13 protein-coding genes are annotated in these 18,436 nt (G+C 69.8%); 6 read left to right on the forward strand and 7 right to left on the reverse strand.

What is annotated here, in order from left to right:
- Both H288_RS34185 and H288_RS0123755 read right to left on the reverse strand, forming a co-directional pair.
- On the reverse strand, positions 1 to 1,994 hold a 1,994-nt coding region (locus tag H288_RS34185; protein ID WP_245274568.1), incomplete at its 3' end, for an autotransporter-associated beta strand repeat-containing protein.
- Between the two features lie 463 nt (positions 1,995 to 2,457).
- Positions 2,458 to 2,943, reverse strand: coding sequence for a MucR family transcriptional regulator (locus tag H288_RS0123755; protein WP_020095082.1), 486 nt, complete (start codon positions 2,941 to 2,943; stop codon positions 2,458 to 2,460).
- A 793-nt stretch (positions 2,944 to 3,736) separates the two neighbouring features.
- Here H288_RS0123755 and H288_RS35240 point away from each other — a divergent pair.
- From H288_RS35240 to H288_RS0123775, 6 genes are all read left to right on the forward strand, one after another.
- Positions 3,737 to 4,003 (forward strand): hypothetical protein, encoded by a 267-nt coding sequence (locus H288_RS35240; protein ID WP_128083444.1) that lies wholly within the window; start codon positions 3,737 to 3,739, stop codon positions 4,001 to 4,003.
- A gap of 180 nt (positions 4,004 to 4,183) precedes the next feature.
- Positions 4,184 to 4,714 (forward strand): lysozyme inhibitor LprI family protein, encoded by a 531-nt coding sequence (locus H288_RS34190; RefSeq protein WP_081636529.1) that lies wholly within the window; start codon positions 4,184 to 4,186, stop codon positions 4,712 to 4,714.
- 147 nt (positions 4,715 to 4,861) lie between these two features.
- Positions 4,862 to 5,392, forward strand: a complete 531-nt coding sequence (locus tag H288_RS34195; RefSeq protein ID WP_128083443.1) for a lysozyme inhibitor LprI family protein — start codon at positions 4,862 to 4,864, stop codon at positions 5,390 to 5,392.
- Positions 5,393 to 5,539: 147 nt separating this feature from the next.
- Positions 5,540 to 7,492 (forward strand): FAD-binding monooxygenase, encoded by a 1,953-nt coding sequence (locus tag H288_RS0123765; protein ID WP_026605234.1) that lies wholly within the window; start codon positions 5,540 to 5,542, stop codon positions 7,490 to 7,492.
- A gap of 14 nt (positions 7,493 to 7,506) precedes the next feature.
- Positions 7,507 to 8,433 (forward strand): alpha/beta hydrolase, encoded by a 927-nt coding sequence (locus tag H288_RS0123770; protein WP_020095085.1) that lies wholly within the window; start codon positions 7,507 to 7,509, stop codon positions 8,431 to 8,433.
- Positions 8,434 to 9,223: 790 nt separating this feature from the next.
- The gene (locus H288_RS0123775; RefSeq protein WP_020095086.1) at positions 9,224 to 10,324 is read left to right on the forward strand and encodes an adenylate/guanylate cyclase domain-containing protein; all 1,101 of its coding nucleotides are present in this window, start codon (positions 9,224 to 9,226) and stop codon (positions 10,322 to 10,324) included.
- A 32-nt stretch (positions 10,325 to 10,356) separates the two neighbouring features.
- Here H288_RS0123775 and H288_RS0123780 read toward each other — a convergent pair whose 3' ends face one another.
- The 5 genes from H288_RS0123780 to H288_RS0123805 all read right to left on the reverse strand — a co-directional run bounded on the left by H288_RS0123780 (position 10,357) and on the right by H288_RS0123805 (position 18,433).
- The gene (locus tag H288_RS0123780) at positions 10,357 to 10,755 is read right to left on the reverse strand and encodes a hypothetical protein (RefSeq protein WP_020095087.1); all 399 of its coding nucleotides are present in this window, start codon (positions 10,753 to 10,755) and stop codon (positions 10,357 to 10,359) included.
- Positions 10,752 to 11,492, reverse strand: coding sequence for a hypothetical protein (locus tag H288_RS0123785; protein ID WP_020095088.1), 741 nt, complete (start codon positions 11,490 to 11,492; stop codon positions 10,752 to 10,754). The genes H288_RS0123780 and H288_RS0123785 overlap by 4 nt, the downstream gene beginning before the upstream one ends.
- Positions 11,489 to 13,339, reverse strand: coding sequence for a reverse transcriptase family protein (locus H288_RS0123790; RefSeq protein ID WP_020095089.1), 1,851 nt, complete (start codon positions 13,337 to 13,339; stop codon positions 11,489 to 11,491). Before H288_RS0123790 ends, H288_RS0123785 begins: the two co-directional genes overlap by 4 nt.
- A gap of 310 nt (positions 13,340 to 13,649) precedes the next feature.
- On the reverse strand, positions 13,650 to 15,314 hold the full coding sequence (locus H288_RS0123800) for a hypothetical protein (protein ID WP_020095090.1): 1,665 nt from the start codon (positions 15,312 to 15,314) through the stop codon (positions 13,650 to 13,652).
- Positions 15,311 to 18,433 (reverse strand): hypothetical protein, encoded by a 3,123-nt coding sequence (locus tag H288_RS0123805; RefSeq protein WP_020095091.1) that lies wholly within the window; start codon positions 18,431 to 18,433, stop codon positions 15,311 to 15,313. The genes H288_RS0123800 and H288_RS0123805 overlap by 4 nt, the downstream gene beginning before the upstream one ends.
- Positions 18,434 to 18,436 lie beyond the last annotated feature (3 nt).

Consider the following 18,436-nt stretch of genomic DNA (forward strand, 5'->3'; position numbering starts at 1 on the left):
AGCCCGGCGAGCGGGCCGGTGATCTGCACGAGGCCGGTGTTGGTGAGCGTGCCGTTGAACTGCCCGGACAGGCGGGCGACGCCGGTGTTGGTCAGGTCGGCGGTGAGGGTGCCGTCGCTGGCGACGAGGCCGGCGTTGCTGAGGCCGCCGGAGGCGGTGAGGCTGGCGCTCTGGGCGACGGCGACGAGGCCGGCATTGGCGAGGGGGCCGGCAAGGCTGTAGCTGCCGCCCGTGGTGACGGCGAGCGTCGCGCCGGCGGCGTTGGCGAAGGGGCCGGTGCCGGCCAGGGATCCGGCGACGGCGAGCAGGCCGGCATTGTTGGCGATGGGCCCGTCGATGCGGCCGGCGCTGGCGAGCACGGTGCCGGCATTGGTCAGGCCGCCGCTGATCGTGCCGCTGGTGGCGAGGAGGCCGGTGTTGGCGACGCCGCCGCCGATGGTGCCGGCGTTGCTCAGGCTGCCGCTGCTGATGACGCCGCCGGCGATCGCGCCGGTGTTGAGGGCGGTGCCGGTGTTGGTCAGACCGCCCGCGAGGGTGCCGGTGTTGACCAGGCTGCCGCTGTTGGTCGTGCCGCCGGCGATGGTACCGGCGTTGACGGCCATACCGGCATTGGCGATCGCGCCATTAATGGTACCGCTGTTGGCGAGCACGCCGAAGTTGCCGACGCTGCCGGCGACGAGGCCGGCATTGAGAAAGCTCGCACCTGCACCGACGAGGACCGGTGCGGAGAGGCTGCCGGTGGCAGTCAGGGCGAGAGTGCCGGCGCTGATGACAGCGCCGCCGGTAAATGTGTTGGCGGCCGACAGCACGGCGGTCCCGGAGCCGGACTTGATCAGCACGCCCGGCTGGCTGCCGTCGGCAATCGGCCCCGCGAAGGTGGCGGTGCCGACGTCGATCTGCAGGGTGCCGGGGCCGGCGAGCGTGATCGGGCGGGCGGTGGCGAAGCCGTCGGCGAGGACCTCGAGGGTGCCACCGCCGAGGGTCAGGCCGGTGCCGGCGGCGCCGAGATTAGCGTCGCGGGAAACGGCCAGGGTGCCGCCGAGGATGGTGGTGCCGCCGGCATAGGTGTTGGTGCCAGCAAGTTCGAGGGTGCCGAGCCCAACCTTAATCAGGCCGCCAGGCCCGGAGACGTCGCCGCCGAGGCTCGCAACATCGAGCGGGTTCAGCGCCGTCGTACTCATCAGGAAGACGGGAAGGCCGGTCGTGAATTGCGAGGCCAAGCTCAAGCTTCCCTGCAGTGCGATCATCGGCTGGGCAATGAGATCTGCACTTTCGGGGGCAATGCGCTGGTAACCCGCGAACCCGCTATCGGCGTCATAGATGAGATTGAAGCCGCGGAGGATCGTGATCGTCGTGTTGATGTAGGTTGCGCCGGTATCAGGCACCGGCGTGCTCTCCGCATAGACCTCGCCCACCGGCGCAAGCGGATTGCGCGTGTCACCAACTCTGAAGCTGTAAAGCGCTACAGGCGGGCTCGTACGACCCGGCATGTAAACTGTTACGAGAGTTCCCTTGGGGATCCTCGCATGGGGTGTGAGGCTGCTGCCATCCGGGAGGATGATGTAGGAGTCGTAGAGGCCCGTATCAGGCAGAACAGTTCCGGAGCCGATGGCGCCCCCAGCCTGCAGGTCGCCCGGCGTCATCTGCCATTCGATGGCGTTCCCCGATTTCGGGCCGGCAGTTAACCTAAGGAACGTCGTCCCTTGTGTATTTGCGGCTGTAAGTCCAAGTTGTATTCCGTCCTTAGTTATAATGTAGCCACGCACAAGCTTGGATGCGTCGCCAGTGGCGATATAGTTGATATTGAGCAACGGATTTGCATCGGGTGTCCCATTCGGGAAACCCTTTGCCTCACGGCCGAAGCCGACACCAAACATCTGTGTCTTAATTTCGCCGGTTACGGCAACGCCGCCCACTGTTTCCGCCGTCACCTGCAGTATGGGTACGCGCGCGGCAGCGACAGGTTTTTTCGTTGCCGGGTCGTAAAGCTGCACGGTGGTCTCGTAGAGCTGACCTGTTAAGACACGCTGGCTGCTAGAATATGTGATCTGTCCCGGTCCGATCGGCGCTTGGCCAGGAGCAGGTTGCCAAACTTTAGAGTCTTTTCCGATGGCTATACCCGTCGAACCAGTATCGAGCATGAAATTGCTTGGGCTCATGCCGTCGATACCGACACTCAGCGTTGCTCCGGGGCTATTGTTGCCAAATTCGTCCTTTGCCTTCCAGATAATTGGAGACGCAAATGGGATAGCAATACTGGTAGATTTGTCCGAATATAAGCCCCACGGCAGTCCCTCAGCGCTCCCGGCCGTGGCGGGCATCGAGAACGCCATACCCGCGAGCAGCGCAGCACGATAACGATAGGCGTCTGTCAAAATCATCCAATAAGACTTCTAAATATACGATCGGGAAGATTCAGAAAAGAAACGGAAACATTAACAATCGGTAAACCGTCTCTTAGGGAGTCATCCTCGTTTGTCGATCCGGAAGCTTTGCGCGTCCCAAAACGGCATTTCTCGACCGGTATAAGTGCTCGGCGTCGTTGACGATGCTGCTGCTCGCCTGCCACGCCGCCTGGGCGCCGTGCACGCCTAGCCCGATCGCCTTCGCGAGCGCCGAGTGCTTTGCAGCATAGCCGGCGACGACCATGGGATAGTCGTGGGGCAGGCTGAAGCGTGCGCGGTAGCTGTCCGGTGTCAGACCGTAGGCCGTGAGGTGCCGCTTCAGCGTCCTGTATTCGCAGCCGTTGATGAAGCTGATCAGCCTGTCCGGGTGGACGGACTTGCGGATCTGGGCGGGCGTCGGGGCGGGGCGGTCGGGCTCCGGCTCGGCGACGATCGGCGGGCCCACATCGCCCAGCGCGAGCAGGCCGTCGCGGACGGTGCGCATCAGGCCGGGCAGATCGGCCGCGGCCACCGCTTGGCGGCTGACGAAGGCCGCCACGATGCCGGTGGTGGGCTGAGGAGGTCGTCGGGGGAATCGGACATGGGGCTCTCCTGATCAGAGGGTCGATCGCGAGGACCGGGCGGATGAGGAGCGGCCACGATCAGGCCGCGGAGGTTGCCGTGGGCGGCAGCGGGCTCCCAAAGCGCCAGCCGTCCTGGCCGCCGATGTGGATGGGGGTTCATCATCGGCCTGCCGAGGCGCCGGTAGTGTGCGGCCCACGCTTCCCATCCGGGCGAGTCGTCGCGGACGAAGACGCGGCTGTGCGGCGCCCTGGGCTGGGCAGCGGGGCGAAGTCGGTCTGGCGCAACCACGCCTGCGACGCGAAGGCGTAGCCCGGCTTGCGCTGAGCGTGTGCCGCGTAGGCCCGTGCCGCGGCGATCGCCGCGAGTTGCTCGGATTCGGACAGCGCCTCGAAGACGGCGCGGGCATCCCGGGCCCGGCTCCCGACGAGGCCATCCGGCCAGACCGTGACGAGATGCTCGAATCGTACGGCGACCGGATCGAGCTGGCCGCCGGCGGCTGGTCTTCCGCCGGTCCGTGACCCTGCAACTCCGAAGCTACCACCGTCGCTGCCAAGTATTTTGAATACGGGCTCCTTGCCGCTGCTGTGAGAGAGATGCTCTTCAGCGCGGAGGCCGAATGAGGCGCCGCAGCTGACGTGTTCTGAAGCACCTAAGCTCTCCGAGGTCGGAGATATGTACTCCCGCAGCGAACCGGCAAAATCAACCGGATCGCCCCAGATCAAGTTAGATCTGTTCAATGCGCCATCTGTTAACGAAAGCAGCAATCCATGAAGTCCATTGTTGTTGCCGCAGCCATTTCGATCGCCTCGATCGGCGCGGCGAATGCGGGACCTATCATCGCCCTGGATAAGGCATTCACAACCTCCGATCAGCCCCTCGTGTCCAACGTCGCTTGGCTCAGCCGCTACGGCAAACTCTGCTATCACGGCACGAGGTGGATCCCCGCTTGCCATGCCACCAATCGGCCGGTTGGCTACATGAGAGGTCACTGGAACGCGACCCGTACTCGCTTCATTCCGGGGCGTTACTATTGAGGCGCCGGAAACCAAGTGATCCAACCTGCGCCTCATGTGAGGCGCGGTCCGGCCATGTGGCAATTGCAGCAAGCGTAGCTCGTGCTTCGAGATCGCAAATGCTGCGCGATCAACACACCTCAAAATTACGGCCGTAAATCTGTGGCTTGTTGCAGTATTACAGTCAGATCAGGTAGCAGTATGAGCAAGGCCGCTCTTCGCACCCTTGCCGGTGCATTTGCTGGCGCAGTGGCCAGCGTGACTTTGGTGCCCATGGCCCTTGCAGCGCCAAGTGCGCCCGCCGCTGAGACATGTGACTCGGACGACCCAACCATATGTCTGAGCCGCCATGGCGAAGCGGCTGTGAATATGTTGTCTAATGCTTACGCCGACGCATCCAAAAAGGTCGCTCCGATGTGCTTCGAGGTGATCGGCCCGGCCATCGGCGATTGCTTGGAGCGTGCTCAACGAGTCGCGGACAAGGAGCTCAATGAGACCTACGCCCGTGCGATGAAGTCGATAGGCAGCGACGATGACGCAGCCCGCAAATGGCGCGAAAAACTCAAGCTCGCACAACAGGCTTGGCTTCGATTTCGGGATGCCGACTGCGGCAATGTCATATCATTCGAGTGGATGGACGGTACAGGCGCCGGTCCAGCGGGATCAGCCTGTCTGGTCGCGCATACCATAGAGCGAGCGGCAGAACTTAAGCGGCGCTACGACCGCGAATAGATTTGTGACGCGGACTTTGGGCCCCTCCTGGCCTTAACGCCCCCGTTTCTGGCCCTCGATGGATTTAGTTTGAGATTGATATACACCGCGCCGGACGAATAGGCGCATACGCTAAGGCAGCATCCGCGGAATATAAAGGTGTCGACGATGAAGGCCCTCGCTCTCTCTATTATTTTATCTGCCGGCTTTCTTAGCGCGGCATACGCTGCGCCGAATGATGCGACGCCATCAGCCTCGAAAGAACCGCCGCCCTTGGCCTGCATGGATGACAATACAATAGACTCCTGCCTGAACCGTCATGGTGAGGATGCAGCGAAGGCGCTGTCGAAGGCCTACGGAGATGTTGCGGGCAAACTTGACGCTGCCTGTTCTGAGGTGATCAGCCCAGGGATGACCGCCTGCCTGGGTCGAGCCCAGGAAATCGCAGATAAGAAATTGAACGCGATTTACGCACGCGCCATGAAATCGATCAGCAGCGAGGATAACGGTAAGAAGTGGCAGGAGGAGCTCAGACTTGCTCAACAGTCTTGGATGCGATTCCGCAATGCCGACTGCGGCGATCTCATCACCGATGAGTGGCATGGCGGTACAGGGACTTATCCAGCTATCGCCACCTGCTTACTCGGGCATACGGAAGCGCGAACCGCGGAGCTTAAGCGGCGCTATGACCGCTGGTAAACGCTAGCGTTCTTCTCCCGGTGATACCTCTAGAAGGGCCGCGAGACTGTCGTTGTCGCTACGAATGTGTTTAGATGAATGTGCCGAAACGGATCTGACGCTATAGACCGTTTGAGGCCCCCGATAGCAGGCCGAGAATTTGCGCGGATGCAGTTCCATCTCAACGGCTACAAGTCCGGGGATCCAGCGATCGCCGAACCACCAGCGGTAGGAGGAAATTCACACTTAAAGGGCGCATCGCCGGATCTGGTCGATGTCCTAATAATCGGTTGCGGACCGACCGGCCTCACACTCGCCGCGCAACTCGCGGCCTTCCCCAACATCACGACTCGGATCATCGATCGGAAGCGCGGCCGCCTCCTCGTCGGTCAAGCCGATGGGATCGCATGCCGGACGATGGAGATGTTCGAGGCATTCGGCTTCAGCGAGCGCGTCCTCAAGGAGGCGTACTGGGTCAACGAAACCTGCTTTTGGAACCCCGATCCCAACCAGTCGAACGTGATTACCCGCACTGGCCGCATCGTGGATACGGAGGAGGGATTGTCCGAGTTCCCGCACGTCATCATGAACCAGGCGCGGGTCCACGACTTCTTCCTCGCAACGATGCAGAACGCGCCCACTCGCCTGGAGCCGAGCTACGGACGCAACTTCCTCGATCTGGCTCTCACGGACGCCGAAACGGGCGACGGCATCGAGCCATCCAGCGACTTCGACTATCCGGTCAACGTCAGGCTTGAGCGGATCGACGATTCGCAGACGTCTGCCGTCGAGACCGTACGCGCGCGCTACATCGTCGGGTGCGATGGGGCCCACAGCGCCGTGCGTGGCGCTGTGGGCCTTACGGTGCACGGTGACTCCGCCAATCAGGCGTGGGGCGTCATGGATGTACTTGCCGTGACTGACTTCCCGGACATCCGCCTGAAGTCCGCCATCCACTCCGCCAAAGAGGGCAGCCTCCTAATCATCCCGCGCGAAGGTGGTTACCTCGTGCGCATGTACATCGAACTCGACAAGCTCGACGCGAATCGGCGCCTGGCAAGGGACGCGGTGACTGTCGATCACCTGATGGCGGCGGCGCGGCGTATCCTGCACCCCTACACGCTGGAGGTGAAGGAAGTCCCATGGTGGTCGGTCTACGAGATTGGGCAGAGGCTCTGCGAAGCCTTCGATGATGGCGGCCTTGCGCACCGTGAACATCGTTCGCCCCGGATCTTCATCGCTGGCGATGCCTGCCACACGCACAGCCCGAAAGCGGGCCAGGGCATGAACGTCTCGATGCAGGACGTCTTCAACCTCGGCTGGAAACTCGCCGCCGTGGTCCGCGGGCAGTGTACACCGCAGATTCTCCAGACCTACTCGATGGAGCGTCGCGCCGTCGCCCAGGAACTCATCGACTTCGACCGTGCGTTCGCCCGCATGTTCAGCGCCCCGCCCAGGCCATCCGACGTGACGGGCGGCGACGGCGTCGATCCGGCCGAGTTCGAGCGGTACTTCGTCAAGCATGGCCGCTTCACCGCCGGTACCGAGACCTGCTATCCGCCGTCCCTCATCACCGGCCAGTCCACGCATCAGAACCTCGCCGAGGGCTTCAGGATCGGGACACGCTTTCATTCGGCGCCGGTGATCCGGCTGGCCGATGCTAAGCCACTTCAGCTCGGCCACACCGTCAAGGCAGATGGCCGCTGGCGCTTGTTCCTGTTCGCGGATCCGGAATCGCCCGACGCGCGATCCTCGCGATTGCGCGCCGTGTGCACGTACCTTGCCGAAGCGGACGACGCGCCCATCCGGCGGTTCACACCCGCGGGCGCCGACATCGACTCCGTCATCGACGTGCGGTCGATCCTGCAGCAGGGCCACCGGCAGTTCGTTCTAGGAGCGATGCCACCGCTGCTGCGACCGCCGAAGGGGCGTTATAACCTCGTCGACTGCGAGAAGGTCTTCTGCCCGGACCCGAAGGCCGGCGATATCTTCGCACTGCGCGGCATTTGGCGGGCGGACGGTTGCATCGTCGTCGTGCGGCCGGACCAGCACGTCGCGCATGTGCTGCCCCTGGACGCCCATGCCGAACTCGCGGCCTTCTTCGATCGATTCATGCTGTAGCGGGTGGAAACGCGATGCGCAGCGAGATCGACGCGATCCGGGCCTTCCTCCAGGCGCAGCCGCGGCCGGCGGATCTCGTCGCACGGCGCGCCCGGCTCGACAGCTTCGGCCGCCGCGACGCGCTTCCGCCCGGCACCCGCGTCACCCCTGTCGATGCCGGCGGCGTGCCGGGTGAGTGGACCCTCTGCCCTGGTGTCGATTCCGAGCGCGTCCTCATTTTCCTCCACGGCGGCGGGTACATGGCTGGATCCCTCGACAGCCATCGCCACGTCGTTGCGCGCGCGGGGCAGGACGCCGGCGTCCGCACCCTCGCACTCGCCTACCGGCTCGCCCCTGAGCACCCTTTCCCCGCTGCCCTCGACGACGCGGTGGCGGGCTATAGGTTCGTGCTGGAGCAGGGGATCTCGCCCGAACAGATCGCCTTGTGCGGCGAGAGCGCGGGCGGTGGCCTCGCCGTCGCCGCCGCGCTGCGCCTGCGAGAGGCGGGCGACCCGCTGCCCGGATGTCTCTGGCTCTCTTCACCCTGGATCGACTTGGCCTTGCGCGGCAACAGCTTCAGGACGAAGGCAGCGGTGGATCCCATGATCCAGCGCCTCTACCTCTCCGAACTTGCGGCGGCCTACCTGAGCGGCGCGGATCCTCAGAACCCTTTGGCCTCACCCCTCTACGCCGATTTAAAGGGCTTGCCCCCGACGCTGATCCAAGTCGGCTCGGACGAGACGCTCCTCGATGATGCGGTGTGTCTGGCCGGCGCGGCCGGCAGCGCGGGCATGAACGTCACGCTTCGGATTTGGCCCGCGATGATCCACGCTTGGCATCTGTTCTTCCCGAACCTTGCGGAGGGGCGCGCAGCTCTCTCGGAGGCCGGCACCTTCGTGGATGGCCACCTCAAGCCGAGAAACATGGAGCCTAATATGCGAACTGAGGCTGCGTCCGTATAGCCAGTCAACCGATCCTACCCGCGCATGACTATCGGCTGATGAGCGCAATCCCGACATGAAATTTAATAAGACTTTCATTCCGACTTCGTTCTTTGGAGATTTTAAGCCTAAATAGATAAGCTGGAAATGAACCGCCTCTGCAATCGCGGCAGACTCTCGTAAATCTCATCAGTGTGTCGGGAGGCGGATTGCCTGCCTATCCGGCCAAACGATCTCGGAGTAGGTCCAGATTCTTTTGGCCAGACCGTGTTATTCCGCTGCTCGATTGCAATCTTGAGAGCTGCCTCTTGATGAAACGTGCGAGCGCGCTGCAGTTCAGCTCTGATTGAAGAGACATGATCACGCAGCCAGCAATACCAAGAGTTTGGATGAAGGACCGGCCGCGCTGCGGTCACCTTCAAACGAAACTGCCAGCGCTACGTCTTGCAGTCGTCGCACAAAGTGCTAACCATTACCCGTAGACGTTCGTTAGGCTGCTGGCGGAAATAGCCTTTTTGGGTTGCAGGTTCGAGTCCTGCCGGGACCACCAGCCTCCCGCGATCGCGGGATCCGCCGGGGGGCAGGTCTCAACCTCCCGGATCGAACGCGCCCCCACCTGTGGCCGCGCGGCGACACCGGCCGACGACGTCGGGTGGACGGCGCGAATCGCTCCGGATCGGTCACGGGCGACCGGCCAGCCCGAGGGCGTCAGCCCGATCCACCCGTCGCGGCGCCCCCCTCTCGCCTTCGCCCCCCGCCATCGCGTAGGTCCAACCGTGCTCACCGCCACGCTCGACCCCGCCGACCGCCCATGCTCCCACAGTACCGCTGGCTCTGGGCCCTGACCCTCCTCCTCGCCTCCGGCGGGGCGGGCCTCCTCTACAACCTGCTCTTCGTCGGCGGGGCCTCGATGCTCGCCGGCCTGGTCTACGCCCTGGCGGTGGGCGGGACGGTGCTGGCCTTCGTGCCCGGCCTGGCCCTGTCGGGCGTCCAGACGCGGCTGCGCCGCCTGCCGGCGCTGGTCTACATGCTGGCTGCCGAACTGCTCTACGTGGTGCTGATCACGCTCGGCTGCGCGCTCGGCGGCTTGGTCGTCTGGACCTTCGGCCTCACCGCCGACAGCCTGTCCACGGCGGTGCGGATCACGCCGCGGTTCCTCGCCTACTCGCTGGCCGTGTCGGCCCTGCTGGTCTTCGTCATGCGCATGCGCGACCTGATCGGCGGCGAGGTGTTCGTGAACTTCATGATCGGCCGCTACCACAAGCCGGTGCAGGAGGAGCGGATCTTCCTGTTCCTCGACGTGGTCGGCTCCACGGCTTTCGCGGAGACCCACGGCGACCTGCGCGCCCAGGACTATCTCAGCACCGTGTTCGCGACGCTCGCCGAGCCGGTGCGGCGCAACGCCGGCTCCACGGACGACTTCATCGGCGACCTCGCGATGATCACGTGGCCGATGAAGCGCGGCCTCAAGGACGCGCGCTGCGTCACCTGCGTGTTCGCGGTGCTCGACCGGATCGAGGCCGAAGCCGCGGCTTGGCAAGCCCGGTTCGGGACGGTCCCGCGGCTGCGGGCGGCGCTGCACGGCGGTCCGGTGGTCACGGCCGAAGTCGGGGTCGACCGCCACAAGATCGCGTATTTCGGCGACGCCGTGAACGTGACGGCGCGGATCGAGGCCCTGTGCCGCCCGCTGGGCGTCGACATCCTGATCTCGCAGGATCTCCTCGACCGGCTGGACCGGCTGCCCGACGGCGTCCGCGCCCGCGCACTGGGGATGCACGCCCTGCGCGGCCGCGGCGCGCCTTTGGCGGTCGCCACCCTCGAGCGCGGCGCGGCGCCGGACCGGCTGATCCCGGAGCAGAGGCCGGCGCCGCCGGTGCTGGACCGCGCCGAGGCCGTCGCGGAACCGCGCTAGGCTCCCCGTCGGGGCCGCGTGTCGGTCGCGTCTCAGCGGCGGCGGACCCAGCGCTCCCACCAGCGCTCCCACCCGTGCGCCCAGAAGCGCCGGCCCCGCGCGCTCGCCGCGCGCCGCGGGGTCGCGGCCGGGCCGGCCCAGTCGGAGGTTGCCCCGAGCGCCGCCGGCAGGGTGGCGACGAGCGCCGCCGGCCCCTCGATGTCCCAGCCGATCACGCAGCAGCCGCAGCCGGTGCTGCGCACGCGGGTGAGCCGGCCGGCATGGGCCAGCATCCAGCGCTCGGCGGCGGCGACGTCGTCCCCGTCGCACACGTCCACGCACAGGGAGGCGCGGGCGTGGCCCGGGGCCGGCGGCCCCTCGGGCATTGGGTCGACCCGCCCGTAGAGGGCCCGCAGGGCGTCGGAAGCCGGTCCGGCGTCGCCGGCGCTCACGGCGCGCCCATCTCGGCCAGCTGCCGTTTGGCGAAGGTGCAGGCCGCGAAGTCCGGGTTGATCGCACAGGCCATGTCGAACGCCGCCCGGGCCCGGGACGCCTCGGCGGCGACGCCCTCGCCGAGGCGATAGGCTTGGCCGAGCATGGCGCAGCCCCAGGCGCCGCGCCGGTCGCAATCGAGACGGAAGCTCCGGGCGAGGCAGGCATCCATGTCGGCGCGCGACGCGTCGCGGAAGGGATCCTCCGCGTAGCCGCCGTTCCGGATCCCGGCCGCCCGGTTGGTGCAGCCCGCCGGGAACCCGCCCGCGCAGGCGAGGGCGTAGAGCCGCTCCTTGTCGAGGATGTCGGCGACGTCGAGGGAGTGGTGTTCCAGGGCGAGGGCGAGGTCGAAGCAGGCCGGCGCGTTCGACCACCGGGTGCAGAGCGCGTAGCAGGAAGCGGGCTCGCGCGCGCAGCGGCGCTCGGTGGGCCGGCGGGGCGCGAACGCCCACCGCCAGAACGGGCGCTCCCGCGCGAAGGTGTCGGCCGGGCAGGTGCCGAAGCTGCGCAGCAAGGCCGGGTCCTGCCGCAGCGGCGCCGCGATCTCCGCGGCCTCGGCCTTGTTGAAGACGGGTGCGGCAGGCGCCTCGTCGGCCCGGGACGCCCCCGGTCCGAGCGAGAGGACCGGGGCCAGGGCGAAGAGCGCGGCGAGGCTGGTCCGGAGGTGCCCGGCCGGGAGGCTCCGGGCCAGGCTCATCGGCGCCGGCGCCAGCGGTGCAGCAGGCGTCGCAGGCCGAGGAGCAGGGCGACCGCGAGGACGAGCAGCCCGAGCGCCGGGTGCAGCAGGGCGGCCGCCTGGAACAGGACGAAGATCCCCAGGACGACCTTCCAGGGCTTCATCGGGGTGTCGTCGGGCTCGGCGCCCGCGTCCGGCGCGGCCTCCGCGCGGGCGGCCGTTTCCGGGGCGCCGAGGCGCGGGCGCCCCGAGGCCGGCACGCCGCTGCGGCCCGGCACCGGCGCGGCCGCGCGGGCCGCGACCTCGGCCGCCTCCCGGGCGGCGGCCGCCTCGGCCTCGACCAGGATCGGGTCCGGCTCGGGCGCGGGGCGGGGGGCCGGCACCCACCAGCGGGCGAGGGGCACCGCGCCCCGCGCGGACCGGGCGCGGAAGTCCGGCTGCCGGGGCGCCGTCGCCGGGGCCGAATGGCGGTCCGCGAGGGTGCGGGCCTGCGCGACAAGCGGCGCGCCGGTCTCCGGCGTGACCATCCGGACGAACTGCGCGAAGCCGACCGCGGCGCGGAGCACGCCCGCCTCGCCGGCCGCGCCCCAGCGGCACCCGGCCGGCCCGTGCCGCTCGAGCCCGTGCAGGAGGGCGCGGAAGCGGCGCAGGGTCTCGCGGGGCACGCCGACCCGCTCGTTGACGGTGAGCCCGGTCACCTCCTGGTGCCGGCCGCGGCGCATCACGCGGGTCTTGTCCGGATGGACGGTGAAGCCCTCCCCGGCAACGATGGCGTGGACGTACTTGAGCAGCGCGCCGACCTTCCCGGCGGCCTCGCCGGAGGCCGAGAAGGTCAGGTCGTCGGCGTAGCGCGTGTAGGTGAAACCGAGGCTGCCGGCGAGGCCGGCGAGCCGGGCGTCGAGCCGGGTGCAGACGAGGTTGGTGAGCGCGGGGCTCGTCGGCGCGCCCTGCGGCAGCTGGCGGGGTCCCCGGGCGGCGTAGAGGCGGGCGCCGTCGATCTCGACCGCGTCCACGCCCGGCTCGGTGCAGAGCAGCGCCAGCACGATCGCCACCGGCTCGGCGTAGCCCAGGCCCCGGAACTTCCCCTTGATCCGCCGGTAATCGAGGCTCGGGAAGAAGTCCTTGAGGTCGAGATTGACCACGACGTCCCGCCCGACATGGGCGGCGGCGTTGGTGACGATCGAGCGGCCGGGCACGAAGCCGTGGGCCGCCGCGTGCACGGGGACGTGGGCGAGGAGCGCGTCGAGGATCCAGTATTGCGCCCGCTTCAGGCGCGGCATCGGCGCCGAGATGCGGCGCAGGCCGCCAGCCTTCTTGGGGATGGTGAAGCGCCGGTAATGGCTCACCGCGCTGAGCGCCCGGTCGTAGGCGAGGAAGCGCAGCTCGCCGAGGCCGATCCCCATGGCCTCGGCCAGCGCCTTCGGGCTCGCCAGGGGCGGGAGACCGGGGGCGGGCCCCCGCCCCGGAGCGTCCGCGTGCGCGAGGCCGGCCGAGACGCCGTCGCCGAGATGGAGGATCTCCGCCTCCCGGCGCGCGTGCCATGCCTGCGCCCGGGCGTGGCGGTCGCGGGCGTTACGGAGCCGCGTCTCGCGCCGCCGCTCCAGCGCCGCCTTCTTGCGGCGGCGATGCATCTCCTTGAGGGCGGCCTCCGGGTCGCGCCACGCCGCCTCCCGCCGGTGCAGGTCGGCGAGGGCGCGGGCGATCTCGCCGCGGCGGCGGATCAGGTCGTCCGGCGGGTTGGGTTGCGCTTCCCCGTCCGGCCAGAAGCCGAGCCGGATCATCTCCTCGAGGATGACCTCGTCCTTCGAGCTCTCGCGGATCCGGTCGTAGAGCTGCTGGCGGGTCAGGCTGCCGGGCTGCTGGCTCATCGGCGACCTCCGGCGCAGGCAGGAGGCGTGACGGGGGACGTCGGCCGGGATGCCTTCGTCAAGTCTCGGGACTGGCCCGGTCCACTCGACGCCGGCACGACCACCGGTGCGCGTTTGGGTTCAGCGAACCCAAACCGCGAACGCGCACCGGTGGTCAGTGCCGGCCCAGTGAAGAGCGGGCCAGTGACGCTTTGCCGGGCAGGGTGCAGGGACGGCGAATCGCCGCCCGAAATGCAAGGTCCGCCTCGGCCGACGCCCCTCGTCGCGGGGAGGATAGGCCAGGCGCGCGGCCGCATCAATCGGGTCCGTCTCACGCCTGCCACCGCACCGGCTTGCCCTCGACCTGGGCGTGGACGAGGCGGCGCACGGCCAGCATGTGCTCGCAGGGGCCCCGGGTCAGCCGGTTGTGGGTGTAGAACCCGCACTGGCAGCTGCCGCCGACCATGCGGTCGTCGGAATCGAGCTCCACCGCGGGCGTCAGGCTCCGGCCGTCGTCCAGCACGGTCCCGCTCAGGCGCCGCCTGTCGCCGGCCTGCTCGACGGGCCCGAGGGTGACCAGTCCGGCCGCCAGGAACCGGTCGGCCTTGGCCTCCTGCTCGGAGGCGAAGCGCAGGGCGCCCGGCGCCAGCGGCTCCCGGGTCAGCTCCCGCAGGCGGTAGACCCGCTTGTCGAGGTCGAACATGGCGCGGCCCGCCTGCACGTAGCCGCCGAGCGCCGCCTCCACGGTGGACCGGTCGAGGCCGGTCTCGGCGGCGAGTTGCCCGGTGTCGGCGGCGTGGTGGCGCCGGAGCGCCGCGAAGACCCGGGCGGCGGTGTCGGCGTCGACGTCGGCCCGGGGCGCGAGCAGGTCGAACTGCCCGGCCCGGGACCAGTCGTTGGCGGTCCAGCCCGACAGGCCGAGCGTGAAGCGCAGGCCGCCGAAATCCACCACCGCGAAGCTCGGCAGACCGGTGCCGAGGAGGTGCAGCCGCACCGACCGGGCGAGCGGCAGGGTCCGGGCCAGGATCGCGAGGCGCCGCCGGCCCCACAGGCGGATCTCCGCCGTCTCGCCCCCGCGGTAGATCGAGCGCCGGAAGGTCAGCCGCTCGTTCCAGGGCTCGATCAGCACGCTGACCGGCCGGCCGGGCTCGAGCAGGAACCGCAGGGAGCGCGGGCCGTGGCGCTCCCGGCGCGCGGCGAGGCGGGTCAGGATCGCGTGCATGTCGACCGGGTGCAGGTCCACCACGTGGGCGGGCTGCGCCATGGCGCTCGACACCTGCAGGAAGCCCCGCATCCAGGAATCGGGCAGGTCGATCTTGTCCTCGCGATAGGCGGCCTCGCCGGAGGTCTGGACCGCGAAGCCGGTCGGGTCGATCGCCAGCTCGGTGTCGCGGTAGCTGCGGATCTTCTGGAACTCGTCGTAGAGGGCGTGGCTGTAGTCGATGTTGGTCGTGCCGCAGGCCATGTCGCCGATGCGCGCGAACGTGTCGTGGTCGCAGGACAGGCGCCCGTAGCTCGACTCGTCGAGGCTGAACGCCTCGAAGAAGATCTCGTCCGGATGGACCGTGATGACCGGATCGAGCACGATCCAGGCGTCGAGGTTCTCCCGGTAGAGATAGTCGAAGTACCGCTTCCGCGCGTCGTAGAACGACCGCATCACCGCGTCGGAGCGGGCGGCGATGTCCCGGGACTCGGCGCGCAGCGCCTCGATCTCGGCGCGCAGGCTGTCCTTCTCGGCGAGAGCCTCGGCCAGGAGCTCCTGCTCGTGGGCCTGGAGCCACGCGAAGTAGGCGGTGCGGTCCTTCGGCTTGAAGCGCAGGTCCGACACGACGACGTGGTGCAGGGCGGAGATCGCCTCCCGGAACGGCAGGTGCCGCGCCACCGTCCCGGCGAAGTAGGTCGGCTCGCGCAGGGTGTCGGGAACGAAGCCGAGCCGGGTCGCGTCCGCGTCCGAGACGGCCCGGCTCTCGCCGAGGTAGCGATGGACGAAGTTCATCGGGCCTCTTCCGAGACGGAGACGGGTCCCCGCGCCTCCGGCGGGCGCCGGACGAGGGGCACGGCGAGATCGGGATGCGCGTCGGCGACGTCGCGCAGGGCCAGGATCGCGGCGCTGCGGTCCCGGGCCGTGCCACTCAGGGTCAGGTCGGCGAAGAGCGGCAGCAGCGCCTCGGCGCGGGCGCGGCTGCGCAGGGCCTCGGCCCGGAGGAAGGCGGCCATCCGGTCCTTGGCGACCCGGCCGCGCAGCACCTGCAGCATCACGATGCGGGCGAGGGGGATCAGCCGCGCGAAGGCCGCCTCGCTCGCCACGGCCTGCTCGGTGAGCAACTCGGTGAGCAGGAGGTGCATCGACGGGGCGGGGTGCTCTAGGAGGCGCAGGACCTGCGCCTCCGCGTCCTCGGGCCGGAGCCGGCTGCGCAGGAGGTGGCGGGCGAGGGCCAGGACCTCCGGCTTGACGCTGTCGGTGACGACGGCGAGCGCCTCGGGCGTCCAGGCGGTCTCCGGCCACGCGTCGAACAGGCCGCGGGCGAAGGCGAGGGTGTCGGGCCAGTCGCTCTCGACCAAGAGGACGGCCTCGGCCGCCGCGGCCTGGAACCGGGCCGGGTCGGCCGCGAAGGCCGCCGTCGCCCAGTCCCGCACCGCCCGGTACGGGTGGCTGCCGAGCCGGGCGATCTGGCGGACGCTGAGGGCCTCGGGGCGCCGGTCGGGCAGGAGGGCGGCGCCGAGGCGGCGGGCGCCGTCGGCCCGCGCCTGCAGCAGGCGCCACAGGGTGCCGTCGTCGAGGGCGGCGCATTCCCCAGGCAGGGCCTCGCGCAGCAGGGCCACGGTGTCGGCCGCGTAGGCGTCGTCGGGCTCCGCGCGGAACAGGCTGCCGATCAGCTCCCGGGCGAGGCGGGGAGCGAGGCCCGGATCCGCCGCCGCGAGGCGCGCCACAAGGGGCCGGGCAGCCCGCCGGACGGCGCTGCCGGGCCCGCTGGCGAAGGCGACGATCCGGTCCGCGTAGGGCCCGAGCCGCGCGTCGTCGAGGCGCGCCAGCAGGACGAGGGCGGCGATCCGGATGTCCTCGGATTCCGCGCCGATCAGCGCGTCCCAGCTCTCCGGCGGCAGGCCGGCGGCCCCGGCCTCGGACTGCGCCAGGAGGGCGAGGCCGGCGGACCGGACCGCGGCGGACGGGTGGGCGATCAGGGCGGCGGCGGTCTCGGACGTGACCGGCAGGTCGCGGTCCGGCCACAGGAAGGGCAGGGCGGCGCGCAGACCCCGGATCGCGGCCGTCGCGGCCGCGTCGGGCTCCGGCGGCATCGCCCGCAGCCACGCCACCAGCCGCGCCACCAGGGGCGCCGCGAGCCCGGTGGGCAGCGCCCGCGCCCCGGCGAGGCCGGGGAGGGCCGCCTGGACGTCCGGCTCCGGGCTCGTGAGCAGCGCGGCGGCGAGGTCGGGATCCGACCAGACGATCGGCGCCTCCGCCTCGAGGCGCCGCAGGGCCAGCGCCCGCGCCTCCGGCTCCGGGCTCGCGAGCAGCGCCGCCACCAGGGCGGCGAGTTCGGCAGGCTCGGCGATCCCGGCGGCGAGACGCGCCTGGGCGGTCCGGAACGCGAAGGTCCGCACGGCGTCGTGCGGGGCGGCCAGCAGGCGCCCGATCTCGCTGGCCGTCAGGGCCGCGCAGGCCCGCGGGTCCGCGCGCAGCACCCGCAGGCCCAGCCGCGCCACCGGCTCGATCCGCCCCTCCGCGGCGAGGCGGAGCGCCAGGTCCGGGCGGGCGCTCCAGAGGTCGGGGAAGGCCTCGTCGCGCCGGTCGGGATCGACGGCGCCGGTCTCCAGGAAAGTCAGCGAACCCGTCCGCGGCCGGGCCTCCGGGGCGTGACGGTACAGGAGCTGGCTCGCCGTCCAGTTGCGGCCGAGCGGTCCCCGCGCCCGCGCCTGCCGGCCCCAGGTCCCGTCCGGCTTCCGCCCCCAGGCGGTCCAGCGGGTCGGGGGATCGAGATCCTCCGGCCCGAGCGCCAGCAGGAAGCCCGCCGCCAGCGCCGCGAAGGCCGGGTCCCCGACGGCGCCGCGCTTGCGCAGGGCGCGCCAGATCCGCCGCTTCATGTAGGCGCGGGTGGCGGTGGACAGGCCGAGTCGCGCCTCCGGCCCCTGGCGCGCCGCGTCCACCGCGACGTAGCGCCGGAGGTCGGGGACGTAGGCGTGGCTCCGGCCGGCCTGATACATCGCCTGCGCGGTCTCGAAGCGCTGGGCGGTGGCGCCGAACAGGGCGGCATCGTCGGCCATCTCGGCGTGCTTGAAGAGGCGCCGCAGGCCGATCAGGTAGGGCGGCCGCGCCGGCAGCCGGAGCAGGGCGGCGCAGAGCGTCGCGTGCAGGCCGGGCGCCGCCTGCGCCCGGCGGCCGAGCGCCACCAGGGCCGGCCCGACCCGGCCCGGATCGTGCCGGGCAAGGCCGTCCAGCGCCCCGCACAACCCGTCGACGTCGCCCGCCTCGGCCGGCCGGGCGACCATGCCGGGCAGGTCCGGCTCGGCCTCCGGCGGCCGGTAGGGCCCGGTGAGCGGGGCGGTGAGCGCGAAGCGGGCGAGGTCGCGGACCACGCTGCCGGGCGCCTCGGCGGCGATCGCCGCGAGCGCCGGACCGGCCTGTGCGCCCGCCGCCCGGGCGAGCGCCCAGACCAGGGCGTAGCTCGCCCGCGCCGGGCCGAGGCCCCGCGCGAGGGCGATCAGGTCCGGGGCGGTCGCGGCCAGCCGCAGCTCGCCGATGCGCCAGAGCAGGCGGTCGCGGTCACGCTCGGCCCAGCTCTCGCGCAGGCAGGCGGAGAGCCGCGCCCGCAGCACGCCATCGCGCCCGTCGGGCGTCGCCTCGGGTGCGGCGGTCTCCGGGCCGTCGACCCGCCGGTAGCCGCCGTTGATCTTGGAGACGACCACGCTGTCGAACACCCGGGCGGCCGCCTCGGCGGTCACGGGCTGGGGCGTCTTGGAGCCCTCGCGCAGGGTCGCGCCGCGCCGGCCGTAGCGCGTGTTGACGAAGTAGCGCTCGGGCGTCCCGAGGGCCTCGTTCTCGATCAGGTCGACGTCGTAGACCTTGTCGGAGGTGGCGTCCCGCAGGTGGAGGCGCGCCGCGCGGACGACCCTCATGCC

It is taken from the genome of Methylobacterium sp. 285MFTsu5.1, from assembly GCF_000383455.1.
Taxonomy (GTDB): Bacteria; Pseudomonadota; Alphaproteobacteria; order Rhizobiales; family Beijerinckiaceae; genus Methylobacterium.